This window comes from Microbacterium sp. R1 (genome assembly GCF_015159725.1).
Lineage (GTDB): Bacteria > Actinomycetota > Actinomycetes > Actinomycetales > Microbacteriaceae > Microbacterium > Microbacterium oxydans.
Window position 1 is genome coordinate 245,085 of record NZ_JADDUD010000004.1, and the last position, 25,369, is coordinate 270,453.

The 25,369-nt window shown below is 68.6% G+C and carries 23 protein-coding genes; 17 read left to right on the forward strand and 6 right to left on the reverse strand.

What is annotated here, in order from left to right; genetic code table 11:
* The first annotated feature begins 96 nt into the window (after positions 1–96).
* A complete protein-coding gene (locus ILP86_RS16520) occupies positions 97–642 on the forward strand; it encodes a universal stress protein (protein ID WP_193762472.1) in 546 nt (181 codons plus the stop codon).
* Between the two features lie 131 nt (positions 643–773).
* Here ILP86_RS16520 and ILP86_RS16525 read toward each other — a convergent pair whose 3' ends face one another.
* Both ILP86_RS16525 and ILP86_RS16530 read right to left on the reverse strand, forming a co-directional pair.
* Positions 774–1,400 carry a PadR family transcriptional regulator gene (locus tag ILP86_RS16525; protein WP_193762473.1) on the reverse strand — a complete coding sequence of 209 codons (627 nt, stop codon included), beginning with the start codon at positions 1,398–1,400 and terminating at the stop codon, positions 774–776.
* Positions 1,397–2,236 (reverse strand): DUF4097 family beta strand repeat-containing protein, encoded by an 840-nt coding sequence (locus ILP86_RS16530; protein WP_193762474.1) that lies wholly within the window; start codon positions 2,234–2,236, stop codon positions 1,397–1,399. Before ILP86_RS16530 ends, ILP86_RS16525 begins: the two co-directional genes overlap by 4 nt.
* A 229-nt stretch (positions 2,237–2,465) precedes the next feature.
* Here ILP86_RS16530 and ILP86_RS16535 point away from each other — a divergent pair, with 229 nt between their 5' ends.
* The 3 genes from ILP86_RS16535 to ILP86_RS16545 all read left to right on the forward strand — a co-directional run bounded on the left by ILP86_RS16535 (position 2,466) and on the right by ILP86_RS16545 (position 4,646).
* On the forward strand, positions 2,466–3,281 hold the full coding sequence (locus ILP86_RS16535; RefSeq protein WP_227751332.1) for a MerR family transcriptional regulator: 816 nt from the start codon (positions 2,466–2,468) through the stop codon (positions 3,279–3,281).
* 145 nt (positions 3,282–3,426) lie between these two features.
* A complete protein-coding gene (locus ILP86_RS16540; protein ID WP_046746508.1) occupies positions 3,427–3,801 on the forward strand; it encodes a hypothetical protein in 375 nt (124 codons plus the stop codon).
* 5 nt (positions 3,802–3,806) lie between these two features.
* Positions 3,807–4,646, forward strand: a complete 840-nt coding sequence (locus ILP86_RS16545; RefSeq protein ID WP_058631650.1) for a nitroreductase family protein — start codon at positions 3,807–3,809, stop codon at positions 4,644–4,646.
* Here ILP86_RS16545 and ILP86_RS16550 read toward each other — a convergent pair.
* The gene (locus ILP86_RS16550; RefSeq protein WP_193762475.1) at positions 4,615–6,141 is read right to left on the reverse strand and encodes an FAD-dependent oxidoreductase; all 1,527 of its coding nucleotides are present in this window, start codon (positions 6,139–6,141) and stop codon (positions 4,615–4,617) included. The two genes, ILP86_RS16545 and ILP86_RS16550, sit on opposite strands and share 32 nt — an antisense overlap.
* Positions 6,142–6,228: 87 nt before the next feature.
* On the opposite strand from ILP86_RS16550, the gene ILP86_RS16555 reads away from it, so the two are divergent.
* The 9 genes from ILP86_RS16555 (at position 6,229) to ILP86_RS16595 (ending at position 16,498) form a co-directional block, all read left to right on the forward strand.
* A complete protein-coding gene (locus tag ILP86_RS16555) occupies positions 6,229–6,603 on the forward strand; it encodes a CrcB family protein (protein ID WP_308431964.1) in 375 nt (124 codons plus the stop codon).
* Positions 6,600–6,959, forward strand: coding sequence for a CrcB family protein (locus tag ILP86_RS16560; RefSeq protein WP_113681462.1), 360 nt, complete (start codon positions 6,600–6,602; stop codon positions 6,957–6,959). Before ILP86_RS16555 ends, ILP86_RS16560 begins: the two co-directional genes overlap by 4 nt.
* Positions 6,960–7,134: 175 nt before the next feature.
* Positions 7,135–8,403, forward strand: coding sequence for a sugar ABC transporter substrate-binding protein (locus ILP86_RS16565; RefSeq protein WP_113681461.1), 1,269 nt, complete (start codon positions 7,135–7,137; stop codon positions 8,401–8,403).
* A 4-nt stretch (positions 8,404–8,407) separates the two neighbouring features.
* Positions 8,408–9,367: a carbohydrate ABC transporter permease gene (locus ILP86_RS16570; protein ID WP_179516322.1), complete on the forward strand. Its 960-nt coding sequence runs from the start codon at positions 8,408–8,410 to the stop codon at positions 9,365–9,367.
* Entirely contained in the window at positions 9,360–10,247 is an 888-nt protein-coding gene (locus ILP86_RS16575) for a carbohydrate ABC transporter permease (protein WP_017204308.1), read from the forward strand. The genes ILP86_RS16570 and ILP86_RS16575 overlap by 8 nt, the downstream gene beginning before the upstream one ends.
* A 3-nt stretch (positions 10,248–10,250) precedes the next feature.
* A complete protein-coding gene (locus tag ILP86_RS16580; protein WP_061015370.1) occupies positions 10,251–11,306 on the forward strand; it encodes a LacI family DNA-binding transcriptional regulator in 1,056 nt (351 codons plus the stop codon).
* Between the two features lie 42 nt (positions 11,307–11,348).
* A complete protein-coding gene (locus ILP86_RS16585) occupies positions 11,349–12,530 on the forward strand; it encodes a Gfo/Idh/MocA family oxidoreductase (RefSeq protein ID WP_308431965.1) in 1,182 nt (393 codons plus the stop codon).
* 151 nt (positions 12,531–12,681) lie between these two features.
* Complete coding sequence (locus tag ILP86_RS16590; RefSeq protein ID WP_127011713.1) at positions 12,682–13,269, forward strand: TetR/AcrR family transcriptional regulator; 588 nt, start codon at positions 12,682–12,684, stop codon at positions 13,267–13,269.
* A gap of 16 nt (positions 13,270–13,285) precedes the next feature.
* A complete protein-coding gene (locus ILP86_RS16595; protein WP_193762477.1) occupies positions 13,286–16,498 on the forward strand; it encodes an efflux RND transporter permease subunit in 3,213 nt (1,070 codons plus the stop codon).
* A 158-nt stretch (positions 16,499–16,656) separates the two neighbouring features.
* Here ILP86_RS16595 and ILP86_RS16600 read toward each other — a convergent pair whose 3' ends face one another.
* On the reverse strand, positions 16,657–17,553 hold the full coding sequence (locus ILP86_RS16600; RefSeq protein ID WP_193762478.1) for an aldose 1-epimerase family protein: 897 nt from the start codon (positions 17,551–17,553) through the stop codon (positions 16,657–16,659).
* Between the two features lie 295 nt (positions 17,554–17,848).
* Here ILP86_RS16600 and ILP86_RS16605 point away from each other — a divergent pair, with 295 nt between their 5' ends.
* On the forward strand, positions 17,849–20,080 hold the full coding sequence (locus ILP86_RS16605) for a DEAD/DEAH box helicase (protein WP_193762479.1): 2,232 nt from the start codon (positions 17,849–17,851) through the stop codon (positions 20,078–20,080).
* 72 nt (positions 20,081–20,152) lie between these two features.
* Here the strand turns inward: ILP86_RS16605 and ILP86_RS16610 are convergent, their stop codons facing one another.
* A complete protein-coding gene (locus ILP86_RS16610) occupies positions 20,153–20,692 on the reverse strand; it encodes a YaeQ family protein (protein ID WP_046746496.1) in 540 nt (179 codons plus the stop codon).
* A gap of 47 nt (positions 20,693–20,739) precedes the next feature.
* Entirely contained in the window at positions 20,740–21,819 is a 1,080-nt protein-coding gene (locus ILP86_RS16615; protein ID WP_193762480.1) for an Rv2578c family radical SAM protein, read from the reverse strand.
* 74 nt (positions 21,820–21,893) lie between these two features.
* On the opposite strand from ILP86_RS16615, the gene ILP86_RS16620 reads away from it, so the two are divergent.
* From ILP86_RS16620 to ILP86_RS16630, 3 genes are all read left to right on the forward strand, one after another.
* Positions 21,894–22,823 carry a M15 family metallopeptidase gene (locus ILP86_RS16620; RefSeq protein WP_141370591.1) on the forward strand — a complete coding sequence of 310 codons (930 nt, stop codon included), beginning with the start codon at positions 21,894–21,896 and terminating at the stop codon, positions 22,821–22,823.
* A gap of 152 nt (positions 22,824–22,975) precedes the next feature.
* On the forward strand, positions 22,976–24,139 hold the full coding sequence (locus ILP86_RS16625) for an acyl-CoA dehydrogenase family protein (RefSeq protein WP_046746493.1): 1,164 nt from the start codon (positions 22,976–22,978) through the stop codon (positions 24,137–24,139).
* Positions 24,140–24,250: 111 nt separating this feature from the next.
* Entirely contained in the window at positions 24,251–25,348 is a 1,098-nt protein-coding gene (locus ILP86_RS16630) for a serine hydrolase (protein WP_193762481.1), read from the forward strand.
* The last annotated feature ends 21 nt before the right edge of the window (positions 25,349–25,369 follow it).

Consider the following 25,369-nt stretch of genomic DNA (forward strand, 5'->3'; position numbering starts at 1 on the left):
CACGACACCGGATCAAAGCCGGTAAGAGTAGCATTCAGAATAGCACGCGGGTAAGCCCCTCTGGCTGACGCCAGGCTGCTGAAGGGAACGATCTTCATGACCGACGACACCTCCACTCCCTCCGACGAGGCCGCACAGAACGCGGCGCTGCAGAAAGCCGTCATCGTCGGCATGCAGGTGGACCAGGACCGACACGTCATCGACGAGGCCGTGCGCTATGCGCGGTTGCTCGGTGCGCCGCTGGTGGTCGCGCATGTCGACGTCACTCGATTCGTCACGTACGAGGACCCGGACGGCTACGTGCATTCGGCTCCGATCGACATCAACTTCGATGCCGGTGCTGCGGAGTTCGAGGCGGTCGAGGCGGCGGCCGCGGGCATGCTCGCTGGCACGGACATCACGTGGACGGCGCGGCAGCTGGTGGGAGACCCCGCGCTGGCGATCAAGCAGCTCGCGAACAAGCTCGACGCCCAGCTGATCATCGTGGGCACTCGCAAGCGCGGCATCGGCGAGTCCATCAGGGAGTTCTTCACCGGGTCGGTCGCCGCTCGTCTGGCCCATCGTCAGCATCGCTCCGTCCTCGTGGTGCCGCTCGGGGAGTCGGTGCCGGACGAGCAGAAGGAGATCTGGCCGGAGAAGTAGTCCGTCCGACCGCACAGAGAAGCAGAAAGAAGGTGTCGGCATCCGCGATGGATGCCGACACCTTCTGCGTGGTCGGGCGGGTTCCGTGTGGTCGGGGAATCGGGTCCCGGGGGCTCAGGACCCGGAGCTGTTCACGAACCGGAGCCGCTCAGTGCGACCGTCACGCCGCGGGCTGCGGTATCCAGGGCTTCCTCGAGCTCGGTGACGATCGACGGGGACAGCGTGCCGCCTTTGGCGATGTGGGTGCGAAGGTCGGTGCGCACCCTGGCCCGGAAGGCGTTGATCACGGCATCCGCACGGTGCATCTCCTCGCGGCTCACGAGACGGGAGTCGTCGGTGGCCGTGCGTGGACGGTTCTTCGCCGCGCTCCGCTCGTCCTTCTCCGCCGCTGCCAGATCTGCGCGGAGGCTCTTCATCGCATCCTTGACGCTCTGCCGCACCTCGCTCGCGATCAGTCGTACCGAGTCGGTGAGTCCCGCCTCGATGCCGGCGAGGTCGCCCTCGCGCGAGGCGAGCTCGGCCCGACCGGCTTCGGTGATGGCGTAGATGGTGGTTCGGCCGTCGACGGTCTTGGAGACCAGGCCCTCCTCCTCGAGCTTCGCGAGTCGCGGGTAGATGGTGCCGGCGCTCGGCGTGTAGGTGCCACCGGTGCGATCGGTGAGCGACTGGATGATGCCGTAACCGTGCTGGGGCGCCTCGGCGAGGAGCGACAGCAGATACAGGCGCAGGTCGCCGTGGGAGAAGACCGCGGGGCTCATGCTTCCCACTCCGGGTCGTCGGCAATCGAAGCGGGGGAGCGGCGGAGCACGGTCACTCCACCGGAGACGGAGTTCGCGCGCAGGTCGACGAAGCGCCCCGCGAGTTCCCCGGTGGTGCCGGTGTAGTTGCTGGGGCCCGAGGTGCTGCGCTCGACGCCGTCGATCAGCAGGCGTCCGCTCAGCGACCGGATCACGTAGTTCGCGGCGAGAGACTCGTCCAGACGCACGGTGGTCCCGCCCGAGCCCGAGTTGACGGTGATGGTGTTCACGTCTCCTGCGGCATCGACCAGCGTGGAGCCGGAGACGATGTCGACCGTTGCCCGGCGCACGACGCCCGTGACGGCCACGTCGCCCGAGACGCTGTTCGCGCTGATCGAGCCGGTGAGTCCGCGCACCTGCACATCGCCCGAGACGGAGTTCACGGTGAGGTCGCCGATCAGGGTGTCGACGATGATGTCGCCGGACACCGTGTTGAGGCGGGCGTCGTTGCGGAGTCCCGACACCAGGGCGCCGGCGCTGACGACACCGAGGTTCAGGGCGATCGCGCGGGGGACGGCGACGCTCACTTCGGCGCGGGGGCCGCCCGAGCCGAAGTTGCGGAACACCTCGAGGAAGTTGTCCCATCCCAGCTGCGGGTGGTCGATCTCGACCTCGCCGTCGTGGGACTCGATGCGCAAGTCTTTGGTGGTGACGCCGTGCACCTCGATGCGGATGCCCGGTTCGTCGTGGGCGATGATGTCGACCTGTCCGCCGACGAGGCCCACTTTGAGGCGGGTGACGGATTCGATGTCGATGACACGTTCCTCGCCGGGGGCGATGAGCCACTTCTCGGTCATGTCTGCTTCTCCTGGGTTGGGGTCACGATATATCGTGTGTTGCCACGATAACACGATATATCTCGTTCTTGTCAAGGGCACTCACCTCTCCCGTCGCGATATGACACCCTGCCGCGCGTTTTCAGCTGACATATCGCGACCGGAGCGTGGTTGACCTTGACGCTGCGTCAACTTCTAGAGTCGAGGTGTTGGGCAGAGTCGAGGGTGTTGAGCGAGGAACGGAGGGGCGATGGAGAACGGAGGGGCGATGGAGAAGGACGACTGGTCTATCCAGGAGATCGCGCGGCTGGCGGGTACGACGAGTCGCACGCTCCGGCACTACGACGAGGTCGGGCTGCTGCCGCCGTCGCGCATCGCGTCCAACGGCTATCGGCACTACGACAGGAACGCCCTCGTGCGTCTGCAGCGCATCCTGCTGCTGCGGGAGCTCGGACTCGGGCTGCCGCAGATCGCGGAGGTGCTGGGATCGGCATCCAGCGCGGACGCCGGGGCGGTCGAGGCCTCGGCGCTCGAGACCCATCTCGCGCTGCTGCGCGACGAACAGACCAGGCTGGCGCGACAGATCGCGTCGGTCGAATCCACCATCACGGCATTGAGAGGAGGTGAGAACCTCATGGCAGAGAACATGTTCGACGGTTTCGACCATACGAAGTACAAGGACGAGGTCGAGGAACGCTGGGGGAAGAAGGCATACGCCGACAGCGACAGCTGGTGGCGCGGTATGACCGACTCCGAGCGCGGCGAGTGGCAGAAGCGCGTGTCCGACCTCGGACGCGACTGGATCGCGGCGGCGGAGAGCGGCATCGATCCGTCTTCCCGCGAAGCCCAGGAGATCGCGCGACGCCACGTGGAGTGGCTCACGGGCATCCCCGGCACTCCTGCGGCCGCGCCCGGAGGAGACGTCAAGGCGTACGTGATCGGCCTCGGCGAGATGTACGTCGCGGATCCGCGCTTCGGCGCGAACTATGCGACGTCGTCCGGCGGCACGCACGGCGCGGAGTTCGTCCGCGACGCCCTTCGCATCTACGCGGACGGCAACCTCTGAGTCGCCCCCTCCGGTCGCGATATGCCAGCCTCAGCCACGGTTTCGGCTGTCATATCGCGACCGGAAGTGCGTCGGGCCCGTACCGAACGGGCGCGCGGGGCGCAAGGGGGCGATCGCAGAGCAGCCCCGGGCGTAGGGTCGGGGCATGGCTCACGGACCCCGGCGCACGAATGCGGCGCCGCTGTTCGTCGCCGCGGCAACGGCGTACGGAGCGAACTGCGCTCTCGGCACGGCCGTCGCGGCGCGGGTCGTCGACACACGGAACTTCCGGTGGCTGCACCACCTGCTGTACATCGCCACGTGCCTCACGACCGGTCTGGCGCTGAGCGCAGCACTGTGGGGCCGCCCGCGCGGACAGAGTCGTCGCGCCGCACTCGCGTTGCTCCCCGTCGCCGCGCCGCTTGCGGCGATCCCGTATCTCGGCACGCACGGCCGACGGCACCCGGTGGTCGCCCTCACGGCCGCTCCCTTCATCATCGCGGGGCTGCTGCTCTCGCGGTCCACCGCCGACCGGAAGTGAAACGCATGGAGCTGCTCGACGCCATCCGCCGCCGTAAGACCACGAACGGCGCGTTCCTGCCCGACCCGGTCTCCGAAGAGCATCAGCGCATCCTTCTCGAGGCGGCGGGGCGTGCGCCGTCGCAGCTGAACAGTCAGCCCTGGCGGTTCGTCGTGATCGAGAGCCGGGACACGATCGAGCAGATCGCCCGCATCTCCGGCGAGAGCATGACCGAGGCGATGTCGAACGGCACCTTCTTCGAGCGCTACAAGCCGTACTTCCGCTTCAGTCAGGCCGAGATGGAGGAGAAGCGCAGCGGCATGCTGTTCGACAAGCTGCCCGCAGCGCTCCGACCGTTCACGAGCCAGGTGTTCACCAAGCGCGGCCAGACGCTGATGAACACGTTCGGAGTGCCGAAGACCCTCGGAGCCGAGAACCGGAAGCTCGTCGCGGGATCACCACTGCTGCTGGGCGTCATGCTCGATCGCAGCGAGTACCGACCGGGACAGCTGTCGTCGTTCTACTCGGTGTTCAGCATGGGCGCGGCGATGGAGAACGTGTGGCTCACGACAGTCGAGCTCGGCATGGGCATCCAGTTCATCTCGTTCCCGATGGAGGTGCCGGGGCGTTGGGACGAGATCGTCGAGCTGCTGCGCGTGCCCGACGACCTCGAGCTCATGGCCGTCTACCGGCTGGGCTACCTGCCGCCGGAGCAGCGTCGTCCTGCGATCGACTGGTCGAGCAGCCAGCGCAAACTCGTGTCGCAGTACGTGTTCCGCGAGAACGGGGACACACCGCAGCAGGGGTGGGACGGCCCGCCCCCTTCGGCCGACGTCACTCCGGGTCCGCCGACGACAGCGGGGTGAGGTCGCGGAGCGCCGGACCCTCGATGCGCGTCCCGTCCGGGGCGAAGCGCGATGCGTGCAGGGGGCAGTCCCAGGTGCAGTCCGCGTCGTTCCAGCTGAGGACTCCGCCGAGGTGCGTGCACACGGCGCCCACCGCCCGGGTCACGCCGTCGACGGTGGAGATCGCGACCGGACGCCCCGCGCGATTCGCGACCACCCCTTCGCCCTCCGCGGGCTGAGGGACCGGCGTGCGGCGCCGTTCCGCGTCCACCCACCCGGAGGCGAGGGCGGCAGCGACCTTTCCGCCCTCCACGGCGCCGCGACCGAGGTCGGCGGGAACCGTCAGGCGCGTGCCGATCGTCGTGACCCAGGTGGGGCGATCGCGCCGCGGTGTGCCGAGAATCTCGGAGGTGAGGCGCTGGGCCGCGGCGGGCGCATTGGACAGACCCCACTTGGCGTAGCCGGTCGCGAAGCGGATGCGGCCGAGGCCACGGGGCATCGACCCGACGAACGGGATGAGGTCGTGCGACTCGTAGTCCTGTGCCGACCACCGATGCGTCTCCTCGGCACCGGGGAAATGCAGCTGCGCCCAGGCGACGAGGTCCTCCACTGCGGCCGCCTCGCTGTCGGACCGGCCGACCGGATGGCCGTTGCCTCCGACCACGAGCCGGGCTCCGCTGCCTGGGCCATCCGCCACCGTCACGGGACGGATCGACCGGGTGGGTCCGTCGACCGAGAGGAACGTGCCCTCCGGCACATCGCCGGGAACCCGGAACGACACGCAGTACGACCGCAGCCCCCGCACCTTGGCGAAGTAGAGCCCGCGGTCCGTGATGGGCGTGCCGGTCGCGAGCACGATGTGTTCGGCGAAGAGCGGTCCCTGTGCGGTGTCGACGCGCCCGGCGAACGCCTTGGTCCCCGTCGCCCTGACGCCTGTGTGCAGAGTCCCGCCCGAGGCGAGCAGCTCCGCGGCCAGCGCCACCGCGACGGCGACGGGATCGATGGCGACCTGATCGTCCAGCGCCACTGCGGCCGCCACGGGGAACGGGGTGGGCGGGAGCTCGGTGGGCGACAGCACCCTGGCCGGCAGACCCGCCTCACGAGCGGCGGCATGCTGCTCGTCCACCGTGTCGATGCCGTCAGGGCCCTGGGCGTAGGAATGGTCCGTGTGGCGGGTGAACGGAACACCCGAGAGCTCGGCGAATGCGAGCAGCCATTCCATTCCCGAGCGGTTGGCATCCACGTAGGCGCGCACGAGCTCTGCCGGATGGTGTCGACGGATCGTCGCGAGCTGCGCGCCCTGCAGCAGGGACAGCTTTCCGGTGTTCGCACCGCTGGCGAGCTCGGCGATCCCGCCGGCGTCGATCACCGCCACGTCGAGGCCCGCTCTGGTGAGCATGACCGCCGTCGAGAGCCCGGTGAGCCCCGCGCCCACGATCACGACGTCATGGCGCGCGCCGGACTCGAGAGGTGTTCCGGTCGGCAGGGTCCGGTCGAACTTCCACAGGGGATTCATGCGCTCAGTCAACGCGGCGCGCATCCCGGTATCCACCGCCTTGACATCCGGACGGTCCGCTGTCAGGCGGCGACTACAGTGGCGGACGTGAACCTTCGCCGCATCCTCCTGGTCGCCGCCGGCGGCACGGCGGGAACTGCGGCACGGCTCGGGCTGGGGCTCATGCTGCCGGATGTCGGGGGCTTCCCCGTGGCCGTGCTGGTCGCCAACGTCGTCGGGGCCCTCCTGATCGGACTGCTGGCCGCGCGCCTGCCCGCCACAGCCGAGCTCCGACTCGCGCTCGGCACCGGCGTGCTCGGCGGCTTCACCACCTACAGCGCCTTCATGACGGGCACCCTCTCCCTGTGGGCGGACGCGCCTGTCATCGCCGTCGCCTATGCGGTCGGCAGTCTCACGCTCGGGCTCGCCGCGGCGGGTCTGGGACTGCGTCTCGGTCGGCCGCGCGCAGGAGGGGCATCGTGAGTCCGCTCCTCTTCATCGGTGCAGCGCTCGCCGGAGGGGTGGGCGCGGTGCTGCGCTACCTCGTCGATCTCGGGGTCGCCCGCTTCACGGGCCGCCGTTTCCCCTGGGGCATCCTCCTCGTCAACCTCAGCGGCTCGTTCGCGCTCGGAGTCGTCGCCACTGCGCTGCCCGACGCGGCCTTCCTCCTCGGGGCGGGGCTGCTCGGTGGGTACACGACCTTCAGCACGGCGATGCTCGACACGGTCGCCCTGTGGCGTGACGGAGAGCGCCCGGCGTCGGCCTTCAACGCGGTCGGGATGCTGTTGCTCGGTCTGCTCGCCGCGGCTCTCGGTCTGGCTCTCGGTTCCGTTCTGTAGTCGTCGGGCCTTCCCTCATCGCGCATCCGCCCCCGCGATCGGGCCATTCGCGCGATTCGAACGACTCGATGGTTGCGGGGGTGTCAACCTCGGGGTACTCTCCTTGTTAATCGATTAGCGCTAAACGATTAACAACCGTGAATCCGCGCACCGTGCACTGTCGAAGGAGACACCGATGCCCCGTACGACCCGCCGCGCTCTCGGCGCCATCGCCGCGTCAGCCGCAGCCGTTCTCGCCCTCAGCGCCTGCTCGTCCGGAACCGGGGGAGGGAGCTCGGACGGCGAGGTCACCCTGAGCTACGCCATCTGGGACGAGAACCAGAAGCCTGCGATGGAGGACATCGCCGCGGCGTTCACGAAGGAGCACCCGAACGTCACGATCGACATCCAGGTCACGCCGTACAAGGAGTACTTCACCAAGCTGCAGACTGCCGCGACCGGTGGTTCGGCGGCCGACGTGTTCTGGATGAACGGCCCGAACTTCCAGCTGTACGCCTCGAACGGTCAGCTCGCTCCCCTCGACGACGGCGGGATCGACGCGGCCGACTACCCGCAGGGCCTGATCGACCTCTACACCTACGACGGGAAGCTCTACGGGGCACCGAAGGACTTCGACACCGTCGCCCTCTGGTACAACAAGGCGCTGTTCGACGCGGCCGGGGTGGGATATCCGTCGGCGGGCTGGACGTGGGACGACTTCTCCGCCGCGGCCGCGAAGCTCACCGATCCTGCCACGGGGCAGTTCGGAGTCGCGGCAAGCCAGTACGGGCAGGAGAACTTCTACAACTCGATCGCGCAGGCCGGTGGTGAGGTGATCTCCGCCGACGGCACGAAGAGCGGCTACGGGTCGCCCGAGGCGCTCGCCGGTATCGAGCTGTGGACCGACCTGATCGCCGCAGGATCGTCGCCCACGGCGCAGCAGATGACCGACACCAACCCCGAGGACTTCTTCCTCTCCGGCAAGGTCGCCATGTTCCAGAACGGATCGTGGGCGGCTATCGCCTACGCGGACAACGCCGACATCGGCGGCAGCGTCGACGTGGCCCCGCTTCCCGCCGGAGCAGAGGGCAACCAGAGCGTGATCCACGGCGTCGGCAACGTCGCCAATGCCAAGAGCGCGCACCTCGCCGAGGCCAAGCAGTTCGCCGAGTTCGCCTCCGGCGAGCAGGCGGCGAAGATCCAGGCCGAGACCGGCACCGTGATCCCCGCCTTCGACGGCACCCAGCAGGCGTGGGTCGATGCGTTGCCGCAGTACGACCTGCAGGTCTACATCGACGCGCTCGACGACGCCGTCCCCTACCCGGCATCGAAGAACACGTCGGCCTGGACGAGCATCGAGAGCGAGGTGCTCTCGCAGGTCTGGTCGGGGGCGGTCGCCCCGGAGGAGGGTCTCCAGGACCTCGCCGAGCAGATGCAGGCGGCACTGGACGCCGAGCAGGAGTGATCGCATGACCGTCATCGCGCCACGCGCGGTCGAGACGGCGGGGCGGATGCCGGCGACCCCGGCATCCGCCCCCCGCCGCCGTCGACGGAGCCCAGCGGCCTCGGCCTGGTGGGCGCTGGTGTTCCTCGGCCCCACCGCCCTGGGCATCGCCGTCTTCTACCTCTGGCCGACCGTCCGCACGCTCATCATCTCGTTCACGAAGTCCGGCCCGTTCGGAGGGGCCGAGTGGGTGGGCCTCGACAACTACACGCGCCTGTTCCAGGACCCCGAGCTGATCGGAGCCCTGCGCAACACCGCGATCTACACGGTCATCGCGCTCATCGGTATCCCGCTCGCCGTGGGCATCGCCGCCCTGCTGAACACCACGGGGCTCAAGGGCCGCAGCGCCTATCGCACGCTGTACTTCATCCCCGTCGTCACCATGCCCGCGGCGATCGCGCTGGTCTGGCGAATGATCTACAACGGCGATTACGGCGTGCTGAACGCCGCGCTCGCCGCCGTCGGCATCGAGGGGCGCAGCTGGCTCACCGATCCGAACACGGCCCTGATCGCGATCGCCGTCGTCGGCATCTGGGCGGGACTCGGCACGAACATCGTCATCTTCCTCGCCGGGCTCCAGGGCATCCCCGACACGATCATGGAGGCGGCCGACCTGGATGGCGCCGGTCCAGTGCGCAAGTTCTTCTCCATCACGATCCCACTGCTGTCGCCGTCGATCTTCTTCGTCAGCGTCATCAGCGTGATCGGGGCGCTGCAGGTGTTCGACCTGATCTACATGATGCTCGGACGCAGCAATCCCGCGATGCCGAACACCCGCACCGTCGTCTACCTCTTCTACGAAGCGGGGTTTCTCGACAACGACCGCGGCTATGCGGCCGCCGTGGCCTTCCTGCTGCTGGTGATCATCCTGATCCTCACGATCGTGCAGTTCCGTCTGCAGAAGAAGTGGGTGCACTATGAGTGACGTTTCCCTCGACACACGCGCCATCGTGGGCGCGAAGCCCGCGCGCTCCGGGGCGGGGAAGCCCAAGAACCGCGGTCTCTGGATCGTGCACCTCGTGCTCCTCGTCGGCGCAGTGCTGATGGTCTTCCCGTTCGTCTGGCAGCTGCTCACCTCGTTCAAGACGCTGTCCGACTCGGTGCAGGTGCCGCCGTCGTTCCTGCCGCGCGAGTGGGTGTTCACCAACTTCGCTGAGGTGTTCGACTCGATGCCGTTCGCGCAGATGTTCCTGAACTCCGTGTGGCTCACGGTCGGGCGCACGGTGGGTCAGGTGGTGCTCTGCACCATGGCGGGCTATGCGTTCGCGCGCATCCCGTTCCCCGGCCGCAACGCCCTGTTCGTGGTGTTCCTCTCTGTGCTGATGGTGCCGTCACAGCTGTACCTGCTGCCGCAGTACGAGATCATCCAGTCGCTCGGCTGGCTCAACACGCTGCAGGCGCTCATCGTGCCCGGCATATTCAGCGCCTTCGGGACCTTCCTGATGCGACAGTTCTTCATGTCGATGCCCGCCGAGCTCGAGGAAGCCGCACGCATCGACGGCGCGAATCCGTGGCAGACCTTCTGGCGCATCATGGTTCCGCTCGCGAAGCCTGGCATCATCGCACTTGTGGTGTTCACTGTGCTGTGGTCCTGGAACGATCTGCTCTGGCCGTTGATCGTGACGACCGATCCCGCCAAGATGCCGCTGTCGGTGGGCCTGTCGCAGCTGGTCGGCATCCACGGTACGGACTATCCGGTGCTGATGGCGGGCGCGCTGCTGGCGACGCTGCCGATGCTGGTGACCTTCATGGTGCTGCAGCGACAGTTCATCCAGGGCATCGCGTTCAGCGGATCGAAGGGCTGAGACATGGCGAAGAGCGAGCACCAGGCGCCCCGAAGGCCGACGCTGCGGATGGTCGCCGAACGGGCGGGAGTGTCGACGGCGACGGTGTCTTACGTGTTCTCCGGTCGGTCGGGGACGAACGGGGCCGGTGTCGCCGAAGCCACGGCGGCGCGGGTGCTGGCGGCCGCCGACGAGCTGAACTACCGACCGAACAGCGCGGCCCGGGCGATCCGCACCGGACGCAGCGGCATGGTGCAGCTCTCGCTGCACATGCTGAGCGACCCGTGGTCCCTGGCGGTGGCCGATGCCGTGAACGCCGAGGCGAACAGGCACGGGCTCACCACGCTGATCCTCGCCGACGGCGACTGGCACGCGGCCCTCGACCGGGTCGAGAGCGACGTAGCCTACCTCGACGGCGTGGGTCTCGACGATGCGGCGCGGAAGAACCTCGCCGACCTCGTGCGCCGCGGACAGCGCCTCGTGGTGTTCTCCGAGCATCTGGACCCGGACGGCTTCGACGTCATCCGCTCCGACGCGATCCCCGGTTGCGAGATCGCGATGGATCATCTGCTGGAGACGCACACCGCGATCGGGTGCATCGCCGCGGAGGGGGCGGTGCGCCTCGCCGACGAGCAGATCACCCGCTACACGCCGTATGTCGAGAAGCTCGCTGCCGCCGGCATCGTTCCCGATCCTGCGTGGACGGTGACCTACGCCGATACCCAGGCGAGCGCCTTCACCGCTGCGGTCGAGCTGCTGTCCGGCGAGAACCGGCCGCATGCCGTGTACGCCACGACCGACTTCGCCGCAATCGCCACGATCAATGCCGCGCACATGCTCGGCCTCCGCGTGCCGCACGATGTCGCGGTGGTGGGGGTCGGCAACACCCCGGACGCCCGCCTGATCGCGCCGACCCTCACGACCGTCGGTCCGACCGACTTCTACGAGCGGCAGGCGCGCATCATCGTCGACCGCGCTCTCGAGACCGACCCCGCACCAGGGCGTCTGCACGAGTTCGCATGGACGCTCTTCCCCGGCGGATCGACCGACCTCGACGCCCCCGCCCCGCGGGCCCGTTGACCTCGGCATCCCGCACAGACTCATCACACAAGAAGGACCATCGTGGATCTCCAGATCGGCATCATCGGCTTCGGCGCGCGCTCCACCCTGCAGGAAGAGGTGCATCGACCGGGGCACGGCTCGCGCATCTCCGCCGTGTGCGACCTCGCCCCGCGTGCCCGGGAGGACGCCCGCCTGCTCGTGCCGGACGCGCTCATCACCGACTCGCTCGACGAGCTGCTCTCCTCGGGCGTCGACGCCGTCATGGTGCTCACCCCCGACGACACGCACGCCGCGCTCAGCATCCGCGCGCTCGAAGCCGGCGTGCCGGTGTTCTGCGAGAAACCCCTCGCGATCGACCTCGCCGACGCCGACCGCATGCTCGAGACCGCACGCCGTACCGGCACCGGGCTCTACATCGGCCACAACATGCGGCACATGCCCGTCATCACACTGATGCGCGGGCTGATCCAGAGCGGCCGCATCGGTCAGGTCAAGGCCGTCTGGGTGCGCCACTTCGTCGGGCACGGCGGCGACTTCTACTTCAAGGACTGGCACGCCGACCGTCGCCGCACCACCGGGCTGCTGCTGCAGAAGGGCGCCCACGACATCGACATCATCCACTGGCTCGCGGGTGCCTACAGCGAGCGGGTCTCCGCGATGGGAGCGCTCAGCGTGTACGGCGACATCACCGACCGGCGCGACAGGACGGGGGAGCGGATGCCCGACTGGTTCAGCATGGACAACTGGCCGCCGACCGCGCTCACCGGCCTGCACCCGGTGGTCGACGTCGAGGACATCTCGATGGTGAACATGCAGCTGGAGGGCGGGATCTTCGCGTCATACCAGCAGTGCCACTTCACGCCCGACTACTGGCGCAACTACACCGTGATCGGCACCGAGGGTCGCATCGAGAACTTCGGCGACGTGGCCGGCAGTGAGGTCAAGCTGTGGAATCGGCGTCATGCCGGAGCGGCGGCGGCCGACGAGACCTTCATCGTCCCGGAGGTGCCAGACGCCGGGCACGACGGTGCGGACGCCCTGCTCGTCGCGGAGTTCCTGCGGTTCGTGCGGCACGGCGGACTCACCGAGACGTCGCCCGTCGCGGCCCGCGAGGCCGTCGCCGCCGGCATCCTCGCCACCGCGTCACTGCGTGGCGACGGATCGGCGATCGAGATTCCGCCGTTGGATCCCGAGCTCGTCGCCTACTTCGAGCGCGGGCAGGTCGAGGCCGCGCTGGTCTGAACCCACCCGTCTTCGAATCGCGCAACGGGGGGCATCGGCGGCCCAGATCGAACCATGTGCGCGATTCGAAACGCTGGGGCGACGCCCCTCCCAGCGCCCTCACATCCGGAAAATGTACAAACGTACATGTACGGATGTCCAAGGGGGCGGGATGAGGCACGGGGAGCGTCGGCGACGTGACCCTGAGGCGCGCCGTCGGGAGATCGTGACCGCGACCGCCGAGCTCATCGTCGAGGTGGGTGCCGAAGCGGTCACACACCGTATGGTGGCCGCGCGTGCCGGGGTGCCTCTCGGGGCCACCACCCAGTACTTCGACACCCTCGACGACCTCAGGGCTGCCGCGTTCCGCGCCCTCGCGGAAGAGGTCGATGCCCGCCTCGACGGAGTGCGTCAGACCATCGCCGAACGCGGCGACACGCCCGACGTCATCGCTGCCCTCGTGTTCGAGAGCATGGACGACCATCACGCCGTGCAGGCCGACCGTGCGGTGGTCACCGCCGCCGTGCACGACCCCCGCCTGCGCGATCTCGCTCGTCATCTGTCGGACCGCCTGGTCGATCTGCTCACGCCCACCTATGGCGAAGACCGTGCCAGAGCGGCGATGATCTTCATCGACGGCGTCATGTGGAGCACGCAGATCCGCGACGACCGCCTTGCCCAGTCCTTCATCGAGTCCGCACTGGCGCGGATCCTCGGAGATTCCGTCTCCACCCCCTCCGCAGCGACAGCCACACCCTGACACCGAGGAAACCGCCTTGTCGAAACTCGCCATCCTGAGCCTCAAGAACCGCGCGCTCATCGCGCTGATCACCATCGTCGCGGCGGTGTTCGGCGGCCTCGCGCTCACGAACCTCAAGCAGGAGCTCATCCCCTCGCTCGAGCTGCCGGCGCTCGTCGTCATGACGACCTACCCCGGCGCATCGCCCGAGGTCGTCGAGAACGACGTGTCCACCCCGGTGGAAGCGGCGATCCAGGGCGTCCCCGGCCTGGAGTCGACGACGGCGACGAGCACCACGAACGCGTCGATCGTGCAGGCGATGTTCGCCTACGGCACGAACCTCGCCACGGCAGAGCAGAAGATCCAGCAGGCGATCAACCGCATCTCGTCCCAGCTGCCGGAGGATGTGACGCCGCAGGTGCTGTCGGTCTCCATCGACGACTTCCCCGTGATCCAGGTGGCCGTCACCGGGTTCGAGGACGCGGACAACGCCCAGGCCCAGCTCGAATCCGTCGCGATCCCCGAACTCGAAGACGTCGACGGCGTCAACGCGGCCGAGATCGTGGGCGGGGTCGGTCAGCGCATCAGCATCACGCCCGACGTGGCGAAGCTCGCTGCTGCCGGCCAGAGCACCTCGGCGATCAACGACGCACTCGACCAGAACGGCACGCTGTTCCCCGGTGGCGACATCACCGAGAACGGTCAGACGCTGACGGTGCAGACGGGCGCGAAGATCACCTCGGTCGAGGAGATCGCCGCCCTTCCGCTGGTGGGCAGCGACGTCACGATCGGCGATGTCGCGACGGTCGTGCAGGAGTCCGATCCCGTCACCTCCATCTCCCGTGTCGACGGCAAGGATGCGCTGTCGATCTCGATCACGAAGCTCCCGGCCGCGAACACCGTGGAGGTGTCCAACGGCGTGATCGCCGCGCTCGACACGATCGGCGACGCCTTCCCGGACGCGACCTTCACGGTGATCTTCGACCAGGCGCCGTTCATCGTGCAGTCGATCGAGACGCTCGCCACCGAGGGAATGCTCGGCCTGGTGTTCGCGGTGCTCGTGATCCTCGTCTTCCTGATGTCGGTGCGCTCCACGCTCGTCACCGCGATCTCGATCCCCACCAGCGTGCTCATCACCTTCATCGGGCTGCAAGCGTTCGGCTACTCGCTGAACGTGCTGACCCTCGGTGCGCTCACGATCGCGATCGGCCGTGTGGTCGACGACTCGATCGTCGTGATCGAGAACATCAAACGTCACTACGTGGGCGACGCCGACAAGGGCGACGCGATCCGCCTCGCGGTGCGCGAGGTCGCGATGGCGATCACGGCGTCGACCATCACCACCGTGGCGGTCTTCCTGCCGATCGTCTTCGTCGGCGACATGGTCGGCGAGCTCTTCCGGCCGTTCGCGATGACCGTGACGATCGCGATGGTCGCCTCGCTCCTGGTCGCCCTGACGATCGTGCCGGTGCTCGCCTACTGGTTCCTCAAGCCGGGCAAGCCGTTGCTCGACGAGCACGGCGACGCGATCGACCCGGAGCACCCCGACGCTCCGCCGACGTGGCTGCAGCGCCAGTACCGGCCGATCCTGGGCTGGACGCTCAAGCACTCCGGTATCACGGTGATCCTCGCGGTCGTCGTGCTCGGCGCCACGCTCGCCGCAGCGCCGCTGATGAAGGTCAACTTCCTCGGTGACTCCGGTCAGAACACCATGACGATCACACAGGACCTCGGCCCGACGGCGAGTCTGCAGGCCAAGTCGGATGCGGCGGTGGCGGTCGAAGACGCCCTGCTCGACATCGACGGCATCGAGCACGTACAGGCCTCGATCGGCACCAGCGGTTCGGCGCTCAGCGACGCCTTCTCGGGCGGTGCGGGCGTCACGTACTCGGTGCTCACCGACTCGAACGCCGATCAGGAGAAGCTCCGCGCGGATGTGCAGGATGCGATCGACGGCCTCGGTGACGAGGTCGGGGACGTCGCGGTCTCGGCCTCGGCCGGCTTCGGATCGAGCGACATCGAGATCACGGTCAGCGCCTCGAACTCGGACGACCTCCAGACGGCGACCACCGCGCTGGTCAAGGAACTCGACGGGAAGGACGGCGTCGGCCAGGTGAGCGACAACCTCGCCGCGTCGCTGCCGTACATCGCCGTCGTGGTCGACCGGGAAGCCGCCGCGCAACGAGGACTCTCGGAGGTCGCGGTCGGTGCCATCGTCTCGGGCACCATGCGCCCGCAGCAGGCCGGATCCGTCGAGATCGACGACACCGCGCTGACGGTCTACATCGTGACTCCGAACCCACCGACCACGGTCGATGCGCTCAAGCAGCTCACCATCCCGACGCCCGCCGGCATCGTGCAGCTGCAGGACATCGCGACCGTCGAGCAGCAGAATGGACCCACCTCGATCACCACGGAGCAGGGCCGTCGCACTGCGACGATCACCGTGCCGCCGGCGTCCGACAACCTCGCCACGGCCACGCAGTCGGTGAACACCGCGCTCGCGGCGGTCGACCTGCCCGACGGTGCATCCGCCGAGGTGGGCGGTGTCGCGTCCCAGCAGGCCGACTCGTTCTCGCAGCTGGGGCTGGCGATGCTCGCGGCGATCCTGATCGTCTACGTGGTCATGGTCGCGACCTTCAAGTCGCTGCGCCAGCCGCTGCTGCTGCTCATCTCGGTGCCGTTCGCGGCGACCGGGGCGATCCTGCTGCAGATCATCACGGGTGTGCCGCTCGGCGTCGCGTCGTTGATCGGCGTGCTGATGCTCATCGGCATCGTGGTGACGAACGCGATCGTGCTCGTCGACCTCGTGAACCAGTACCGGGAGAAGGGTCTGTCGACGATCGAGGCGGTCAAGGCCGGTGGGGAGAAGCGTCTGCGGCCGATCCTCATGACGGCGCTCGCGACGATCCTGGCTCTGACTCCGATGGCGCTCGGCATCACGGGCCACGGCGGCTTCATCTCGCAGCCCCTCGCGATCGTCGTGATCGGCGGCCTGATCTCGTCGACCGTGTTGACGCTGATCGTGCTGCCGACGCTGTACAACCTCGTCGAGGGTGCCAAGGAGCGCCGCGCTGCCCGCAAGGCCGGGGGCTCGGATGCCGGTGCGGCGCCCGGTCCGGACGCCCCGGCCGACCCCGCCGCGCCTGCCGCCGCGACGGGCTCCGGTGGCCCGGTGCTGATCGACGCGTCCGGCCTGCCGCACGCGCCGCAGCTCACACGGCGTGAGCTGCGGGAGCGCGGAGAGTAGAGCACGCTCCCGGCTCCGTCCGGCCGAAAAGGAGACCATGTGCGCCTCGCCCGGCGAGTCCCCATCCGACTCGCCGGCCGGGCGTCATTCGGTCTCCGTTTTCGCGGAGGATGCTCGCGAAGGGAGTGTGGGGCTGTCGCGGAGAGAGCGTGGGGCTGTCAGCTGAGGGTGATGCCCCAGTGCAGGGTCCAGGTCTCGTCGGGGTCGAGGCGCCGGATGCCGAGGCCGCTGTTCAGCGCATCGGCGGGCGCGGTCATGGGTTCGATCGCGACGGCCAGGCTCTGTCCGGGATAGGCGGGCGTGGTGTACACCTGCACGTAGTCGAAGTCTTCTCCCTGCCAGAGCGTGACCTGTCGGCCGTCCGGTGCGGTGAGGGAGTGACGGACGATTCCGTCCGCGTCGCGGGTCAGGTCTGCGAAGCCGGTGTCGAGGGAGACATCGCCGAGGCGCGCCCCTTCTCGCAGGGTGGCGTCGGCCGGTCGGGTGCCGGTCGGCAGCATCCGCTCGTCCGTTTCGATGGCGGTCTCCGCGGGGATCCGCAGGACGAGGTCGTGCGGATCGACGTCGCCGATCGTGACGAAGGGGTGGGTTCCGAGAGCGACCGGGGCTGGGCCGGTCGAACGGTTGGTCAGGGTGTGCACGACATCGATGCCGTCGGCGGTGAGGGTGTATGTGACGGCGGTCTCGATCAGGTACGGGTATCCGGTCTGGGGCACGATCGTCGCGCGGAGCACCGCTGCCGTCTCGGTCTGGGCGACCTCGTAGGCGGTGAAACGCAGCAGGCCGTGGCTCGCATTGCCGAGTTTGGGCTCCGTGATGGCGAGCTGTCTGACCGTACCCGCATCGTCCCATCGGCCATCACGCACCCTGTTCGGCCACGGGGCGAGGACCACTCCGGAGCATGATGGGGTCGGAGAGTCCTCGGGATACGGCGGCACGAGGTCGACGCCCCCGATGCGCAGCGAACGGAGGGAGGCGCCGACCTGAGCGATCTGGGCGGTGACGTCGCCGAGCTGCAGGGCGATCTGGGTGCCGGTGGGGGAGACGGAAATCACTCCCTCAGCGTAGAGGCACCCGGTCGGCACCGGGGGTCCGTGCGGTCTCTCAGGAGCGTCGGCTACACTTGAACGGTCGGCTTCGGACACCCGCGCGTTGGCGCGGACGTTTTATGTGTGTGAAGTGTGAGTCCAGGGGCCGATGGTGAGCGTCGATCGACGCAAATCAACCATCACATGAATGGCCCCGGCCGCTGACAGTCCGGAACCCCGCTGGTCGCATCCGACCACGCGCTGGGTGCTCGCGCGTGTGCGCGGCGCTGTTCTCGTGCGAGAACACAGAAAGAACACCGCAATGCCGAAGAACAAGAAGCCCCGCGGCGGGCGTCCCGCCGCCAACTTCGAGCCGCGCTACGGCGCCAAGAAGACCTCCTTCCACGATCGCCACAACGGCGGGCCCGCCCGCGACGGTGCGCGCGATGAGCGCGGTGGACGCGCGGATGCCGGTGACCGCCGCTCCGCTCCCGCCGCAGGCGGATACGACCGTCGTCCGGGCAGCCGCAGCGCCGGTCACCGGGGCTACCGCCCGGCCGAGGCCGAGGGCGGTGCTCCCAAGCAGCGGTGGGGTGCGTCCGAGCGCGCAGGCCGCGATGAGGCCCGCGCGATTCGCAACCGTGCCGAGTCCGGGCGCCGTGAGGCTCCGCACCACCGCAACGACGACCGCTCCGAGCGCCCTCGCTACAACGACCGTCCCAGCGCCGGCGGCCGTTTCGACGACCGTCCGCGTCGCGATGACCGTGGCGGACAGCGTCCGACCGGCCCCGGCACCTACCGTGACGACCGTGGCGGAGACCGCCCCCGGTATGACCGTGACGAGCGTGCGCGTCGTGACGACCGCGGTGCCGGCACCCAGCGTCAGGGCTTCCGCGACAACGACCACCGCGATGGCGGACGTCCGGTTCGGGACGATCGCCGTGGCGGCGAGCGTCCCCGCTTCAACGACCGCGGCAACGACCGTCCCCGGTTCGAGCGCGACGAGCGTCCGCGGCGCGACGACCGCAGCTTCGACCGCACCCGCTCGAACGACCGTGGCGCCGAGCGCCCCGAGCGTTCCTTCGACGCCGACCGCGCACGTCGTGCTTTCGACCGCGACCGCACCCAGCGTTCCTTCGAGGGTGGGCGCGAGCGTCCGTCGACCGGCGGCGCCTACCGCACCGAGCGTCCCCGTCCGCTGACCTCGGACACCCGTGGCCGCCCGGCACGCAATGAGCGCCCGAGCCGCAACGACTGGAATGCCACCAGCCGTCCGGCCTCGACCGGAGCGAAGTTCGCGCCCGGTGACGATGTCGTCCACGAGCGCCTCGAAGCGAAGTCCGTCGCGGCCGTCGAGGTCGATGGTGTGACGTTCGGCGATCTGGGTCTCGGCTCGAACATCGTCGAGACACTCGTCGGAATGGGCGCTGCGACGCCGTTCCCGATCCAGGCCGCCAGCATCCCTGCCGTGCTCGCCGGTCGCGATGTGCTCGCCCGTGGCCGCACCGGCTCCGGCAAGACCATCGCCTTCGGCGCACCGCTCGTCGAGCGTGTGCTGCAGTCGCAGGCCGGCAAGCGCCGTGAGTTCGGACGTTCGCCGCGCGCGATCATCCTCGCTCCGACCCGCGAGCTCGCGCTGCAGATCGACCGCACCATCCAGCCGATCGCGCGCAGCGTCGGCCTGTTCACCACGCAGATCTACGGTGGTGTGCCGCAGGGCCGTCAGGTGGGTGCGCTCAAGAAGGGCGTCGACATCGTGATCGGCACCCCCGGTCGCATCGAGGACCTCATCAACCAGGGCAAGCTCGACCTCTCCGACTGCCGCATCGCGGTGCTCGACGAGGCCGACCACATGTGCGAGCTCGGGTTCGTCGAGCCCGTGCAGCGCATCCTCCGTCACACCGCGGAAGGCAGCCAGAAGCTGCTGTTCTCGGCGACGCTGGACCGCGAGGTCGCCGCGCTCGTCGACGAGTTCCTCGTCGACCCGGCCGTGTACGAGGTCGCCGGTGAGGACCAGGACTCCTCGACGATCGAGCACCGCGTTCTCGTGATCGAGCACCGCGACAAGGCCGACATCCTCACGTCGCTCGTCGACCGCGACGGCAAGACGCTCGTGTTCGCCCGCACCCGCGCCTACGCCGACATGCTCGCCGAGCAGTTCGACGACGCCGGGATCCCCGCCGTCTCGCTGCACGGAGACCTGAACCAGGCCAAGCGCACGCGCAACCTGGAGCGGCTGACCTCGGGTCGCGTGAACGTGCTCGTCGCCACGGACGTCGCCGCCCGCGGCATCCACGTCGACGACATCGACCTGGTCGTCCAGGCCGATGCGCCCGACGAGTACAAGACGTACCTGCACCGCTCGGGTCGCACCGGTCGTGCCGGTCGCTCGGGTCGCGTCGTCACGCTGATCACGCGTCAGCGTCAGCGCCGCATGACCGAGCTGCTCGATCGCGCCGAGATCGACGCCCCGTTCGAGAACGCCCGTCTGGACGACGACGTGATCGAGGAGATCGCCGGTCGCGTGCCGACCGCGGCCGACCTGACCGCCTGAGTCTCCTTCACGAAGGCCCCGTCCTGCGCTCGCAGGCGGGGCCTTCGTCGTGCGGGGAGTGTGGGCGCGGGGTCAGGCCAGCTCGTGCACGTGCACGGCGGAAGTCAGGTTCGTGCCGTTGAGGTCGAGGTAGATCACGCCCTCGGTCACGGTGAGGGTCATGGTGTTCCGGCGCTCGATGAGGGCCGAAGCGGTCTCGATGAACCCGGGATCGAAGCTGTAGACGCGGATGTCCTCGCGGCGGTGGATGCGTTTGTCCGTCCACGGTGCCATCACCTTGGCGGGGTCGCGGTGCGTGTACACGACGGTGCGCTCGGCGAGACGGCTGCCGTAGTGCAGGCGCTCGGCATCGGGCGCGCCGATCTCGACCCAGGCCGTGATGAGCCCGGTGAGGTCGCGTACGAGCACTGCAGGTTCCTCCGTCGAGGAGATGCTGCCACCGAACGCGATGCCCTCGGCGAACTCCAACCCGTAGGCGAGCACCCGGGTGAGCATGTACGCATCGGTCTCGGACGGATGCCGGGCCGCGCGCAGCGAGTAGTCCTCGTAGACGCCGCGATCGGTGTCAGCGAGCTGCACCTCGAATGTGTGGACTGTGGAACCGATCGCCATGATCCCCGAGCCTACGCGGCCGGCGAAGGAGCGCCGGACCAGCGCTCTCAGAAGAGCATCGGCTGTGCGGGTGATGCCTCGGATCGCGCGCTGGGTGCGAATGCGACTCGAGGGCCCGACTGCACGTGACCCTGCCCCGGTCGAAGGCCTCGCCGGGGGTAGTCGTCCTCGTGGCGGCCGTCGAGTCCATGCATGCGGATGAGCGGACGAGTGCGTTTCGCGAGCCACTGTCTGTACCCCTTCGGCGCCTCGGCGGAGGCTCCCGGGTACAGGCCGCGGTACGACGAGACGAGGTCGGGGCGATTCGCGTCGAGCCACTGGAAGAACCACGGCTTCACGCCGGGTCGCAGGTGCAGGGCTCCGTAGATGACCGAGCGTGCACCGGCCTCTCTGATGCGCACGAGGGCGCTGTCGATCGCGGCGAGGGAGTCGGTCATATGGGGCATGATCGGCATGAGGAAGACGGTCACGGGGAAACCCGCATCCGCCAGTGCTCGCACGGTGTCGAGGCGGGCCTGCGTCGTCGGTGCCCCCGGCTCGATGGCCTTCTGCAGGTCGTCGTCGTACATCGCGATCGACATCTGCACATCGATCGGCACACGCTGCGCGGCCTTCACGAGCAGCGGGATGTCTCGACGGATCAGCGTTCCCTTCGTGAGGATGGAGATCGGGGTTCCCGATGCGGCGAGGGCCTGGATGATCCCCGGCATGAGCTTGTAGCGGCCCTCGGCGCGCTGGTACGGATCGGTGTTTGTCCCGAGGGCGACGGTCTCGTGTTCCCAGCTGCCCTTGCGCAGCTCGCGTTCGAGCACCTCGACGACATTCACCTTCACGACGATCTGCGAGTCGAAATCGGAGCCGCCGTCGAGGTCGAGGTACTCGTGCGTGCCGCGGGCGAAGCAGTAGACGCAGGCATGAGAGCATCCGCGGTACGGGTTGATAGTCCATGCGAACGGCATGCGCGAGGCGCCGGGGACATGGTTCAGTGCCGACTTCGACAGCACCTCGTGGAACGTCATGCCCGCGAACTCGGGCGTGGTCACCGAGCGCAGAACGCTGGATCGGTCTTCGAGGCCGGGGAGCGCGGATGCATCCGTCTCGCCGAGTTTCTGTCCTTGCCACCGCATTCGACTATTCGAACAGATGATCGATCCTGATGCAAGCCGCTCTCATAACTATCTTCGAATGAGATGATGGACCAATGCCCTTTCTGCCGCACGCTCAGCATGCGGCGCCGCGGTCCCCGATCCGCGGACCCGCTCTCCCGATCGGCGTCGCCCTGACGGCGATCGGCATCCTCTGCTCGATCGGGTCCGGTCCGGTGCCGTCGTCCGACGCCGAGGTCATGCCCGTGCCGGTCGCGGTCATGCAGGTCCCGCCGGTCAAGGTCGCTGCGACCACGGCGGCCGACCCCTGTGCCGAGCCGTCGGTGCAGCAGGCCATCGCGAACGGCGACGATGCGGGCGCGATCGCGGGCTTCGGGGGAGGGGTGGCCTTCCGCGAGGCGGTGGTGGCGGGCAATGCCCCCTGCGTCTCGCTCAGCGACCCCGCACGCCTCTGGGTGGTGGTGAACAAGTCGCTGCCGCTGAATCCCCCCGCCTACGAGCCGGCGGACCTCGCTCAGGTGCCGCTGCAGATGACGACGCCGTCCGGACGTGTGCGCTCCGACGTGGCCGCCGCCGTCGGCCGGATGGCGGATGCGGCAGCCGCGGCCGGCGTGGGACGCATCGGGGCGAACAACGGCTACCGCTCCTATGGTCTTCAGGTGACGACCTACGGCTCGCACGTGCGTTCGCAGGGGCAGGCGGAGGCGGATGCCGGCTCGGCTCGCCCCGGTCACAGCGAGCACCAGACGGGTCTCGCCCTCGATGTGGTGGCGTGCGGTGCGGGCTGCGGCGGACTCGACGGCTTCGGCGGCACCGCCCAGAGCGACTGGGTCGCCGCTCACGCCTGGGAGTACGGATTCATCGTGCGCTACGAGCAGGTCGGCACCCCGGTCACCGGATACGCCCCGGAGCCGTGGCACCTCCGCTACGTCGGGGTCGACCTCGCGGCGGCATACCACGAGGGCGGATTCCATACGCTGGAGGAGTTCTTCGGGCTCCCCGCTGCGCCCGATTACTCGCACTGAACCGGGTGGGAAGGCCGTGGTTGCGGCATCCGACAACCGCGGAACCCAGTCTCACGTTTTATGGGATGCATTCTCACAACGTCCTGTCCCCGGCCTCCGCGGCGTCGTAGAATCTCCGGAGCAATGATGCACGACACGTTCAGGAGGACGGCATGGAACGCGACATCTATGACGAGGATCACGAGGCTTTCCGGGACCTGGTCAAGGACTTCGTCAAGCGCCACGTGACAGGCGAAGCGATCGAGCGGTGGGATGCCGCGGGCGAGATCGACCGCGCGACCATGCTGGCGGCCGGCGAGGCCGGTCTGATCGGGCTCTCCGTCCCCGAGGAATTCGGCGGCGCGGGGATGCTGCAGGACTACCGCTTCCGCACGATCGTCATGGAGGAGGTCATCGCCTCCGGTGCGGGCTCGCTGGCCGGTGCGTTCGGCATCCAGGACGACCTGGCCGTCCCCTACCTCGTGCACATGGGCACGCAGGAGCAGAAGGAGAAGTGGCTGCCCCGCATGGCCACCGGCGAGGTGCTCGGCGCCCTCGCGATGACCGACCCCGGCGCGGGCTCCGACCTGCGCGGGATCAAGACCAACGCCAAGAAGGTCGACGGCGGCTACATCCTCAACGGTGCGAAGACGTTCATCTCCTCCGGCACGACCGCCGACGTCGTGGTGACCTTCGTCAAGACCGGTGAGGGCAACCGTCCGGACGCGTTCAGCCTCCTGCTCGTCGAGAAGGGCATGGAGGGCTTCGACCAGGGGAAGAAGCTCAGCAAGATGGGCTTCCACGGCTGGGACACGGCCGAGCTCAGCTTCACGGACGTGTTCGTCCCCGACGAGAACCTCATCAGTGGCAAAGAGGGTCAGGGCTTCATCCAGCTGATGCTGAACCTGCCACTCGAGCGCCTCTCGATCGGCGTCGCCGCAGCTGCAGCCGCACAGGCCGCCCTCGACTGGACCATCGCCTACACGAAGGACCGCGAGGCGTTCGGTGAGCGCATCGCCGACTTCCAGAACACCCGCTTCCGCCTCGCCGACATGTCCGCGACCACCGATGCGATGTGGGCCTACATCGACCGCGCGCTCCGGGCCTACTCGGAGGGGAAGCTGTCCGCCGAGGATGCCGCGAAGGTGAAGTTCTGGGCGACCGAACGCGAGTGGGAGGTGCTCGACACGGGAGTGCAGCTGCACGGGGGCTACGGCTACATCATGGAGTACCCGATCGCCCGCGCGTTCACCGATGCCCGAGTGCACCGCATCTACGGCGGCACGAACGAGATCATGCGCGACCTCGTCGGGCGTCAGATCGCCGGCAAGCGCTGACGCGCCTCCCCTGAAGAGGCCCCGGATTTCGCATCCGGGGCCTCTTCTCGTCGTTGCCCTATCGCCGTCGAGGCGTGGACAGGGGTGCTGCGGCCCGGTTGAATCGACTGCATGACGACGTCGCTCGCACGGATCCTGGATGAACACGTCGCGCGAGGCACGGCGCCGGGGATCATCGGCGTGCACGGTGAACCCGGTGGGGCGTTCGAGATCGTCGCGGCCGGAGACCTGCCGGCGGATGCGATCGTGCGCATCCAGTCGATGACCAAACCGATCCTCGCGGTCGCCGCACTGCGCCTCGTGCAGGCGGGGCGCCTCCTTCTCGACGATCCCGTCGAGAAGTGGGTGCCTGAGGTCGCCGATCGTCAGGTGCTGCGCGTGCCGGATGCTCCCCTCGACGACGTCGCGCCTGCGACGACGCCCATCACTCTGCGTCATCTGCTCACCAACACCTCGGGCTACGGCGTGCAGGTCGTGTCGTCGCCGCTCGCCGAGGCGATGATCAGGAATCGGACGGTCGCGGGGCAGAAGCCGGTCGCGATGGGCGCACAGGAGTGGCTGGACGCGCTGACCGCGCTCCCGCTCGCGTTCGAGCCCGGCACCGGATGGCGCTACCACCACTCCTTCGGCATCCTCGGGATCCTGCTCTCACGAGTGGTCGACGGGTCGCTGGAGGAGCACCTTCGGCGTGACCTCTTCGGACCGCTGGGAATGGTCGACACGGGTTTCACGGTTCCCGTCGACCAGGCGCATCGGCTGCCCGCGGCATACCGGCACCAGGAGGGCCAGCTGGTCGAGATCGAGCCGGCGGCCGCAGGGTTCTCCGTCGCGCCTGCGCCGTTCGATCTCAATCACTCGGAACTCGTGTCGACGGCCGCCGACTATGCCGTGTTCGCGGGGATGCTGGCCGCCGGCGGGCGCCATCGCGGGAGTGTCGTCCTCGACCCGGAGCTGCTCGCGCTGATGCGTTCGGACCAGGTGCCGGCCGCAGCGAAGACCGCGGACAGCTTCTTCCCGGGATTCTGGGAGGGCACGGGGTGGGGATTCGGCGTCGCGGTGCAGACCGAGGGTGAGCACGTCGGCCGGTTCGGCTGGTCGGGTGGGCAGGGGACGGACTTCTGGATCGACCAGGACGGCTCGTTCCGCGTCGTCCTGAGCCAGGTCGAGATGGGACCGGAGGTCATGGGATTGTTCACCGACGTGCAGTGAGGCACTCCGGCGGCTCCTGTG

Coding starts and splice junctions, on each gene's coding strand:
- ILP86_RS16620 (WP_141370591.1), top strand. CDS start 21,894: ATGCCCTTTCTGCCGCACGCTCAGCATGCGGCGCCGCGGTCCCCGATC.
- ILP86_RS16575 (WP_017204308.1), top strand. CDS start 9,360: ATGAGTGACGTTTCCCTCGACACACGCGCCATCGTGGGCGCGAAGCCC.
- ILP86_RS16520 (WP_193762472.1), top strand. CDS start 97: ATGACCGACGACACCTCCACTCCCTCCGACGAGGCCGCACAGAACGCG.
- ILP86_RS16580 (WP_061015370.1), top strand. CDS start 10,251: ATGGCGAAGAGCGAGCACCAGGCGCCCCGAAGGCCGACGCTGCGGATG.
- ILP86_RS16545 (WP_058631650.1), top strand. CDS start 3,807: ATGGAGCTGCTCGACGCCATCCGCCGCCGTAAGACCACGAACGGCGCG.
- ILP86_RS16630 (WP_193762481.1), top strand. CDS start 24,251: ATGACGACGTCGCTCGCACGGATCCTGGATGAACACGTCGCGCGAGGC.
- ILP86_RS16615 (WP_193762480.1), bottom strand. CDS start 21,819: ATGCGGTGGCAAGGACAGAAACTCGGCGAGACGGATGCATCCGCGCTC.
- ILP86_RS16570 (WP_179516322.1), top strand. CDS start 8,408: ATGACCGTCATCGCGCCACGCGCGGTCGAGACGGCGGGGCGGATGCCG.
- ILP86_RS16605 (WP_193762479.1), top strand. CDS start 17,849: ATGCCGAAGAACAAGAAGCCCCGCGGCGGGCGTCCCGCCGCCAACTTC.
- ILP86_RS16525 (WP_193762473.1), bottom strand. CDS start 1,400: ATGAGCCCCGCGGTCTTCTCCCACGGCGACCTGCGCCTGTATCTGCTG.
- ILP86_RS16625 (WP_046746493.1), top strand. CDS start 22,976: ATGGAACGCGACATCTATGACGAGGATCACGAGGCTTTCCGGGACCTG.
- ILP86_RS16610 (WP_046746496.1), bottom strand. CDS start 20,692: ATGGCGATCGGTTCCACAGTCCACACATTCGAGGTGCAGCTCGCTGAC.
- ILP86_RS16550 (WP_193762475.1), bottom strand. CDS start 6,141: ATGAATCCCCTGTGGAAGTTCGACCGGACCCTGCCGACCGGAACACCT.
- ILP86_RS16540 (WP_046746508.1), top strand. CDS start 3,427: ATGGCTCACGGACCCCGGCGCACGAATGCGGCGCCGCTGTTCGTCGCC.
- ILP86_RS16535 (WP_227751332.1), top strand. CDS start 2,466: ATGGAGAACGGAGGGGCGATGGAGAAGGACGACTGGTCTATCCAGGAG.
- ILP86_RS16530 (WP_193762474.1), bottom strand. CDS start 2,236: ATGACCGAGAAGTGGCTCATCGCCCCCGGCGAGGAACGTGTCATCGAC.
- ILP86_RS16565 (WP_113681461.1), top strand. CDS start 7,135: ATGCCCCGTACGACCCGCCGCGCTCTCGGCGCCATCGCCGCGTCAGCC.
- ILP86_RS16590 (WP_127011713.1), top strand. CDS start 12,682: ATGAGGCACGGGGAGCGTCGGCGACGTGACCCTGAGGCGCGCCGTCGG.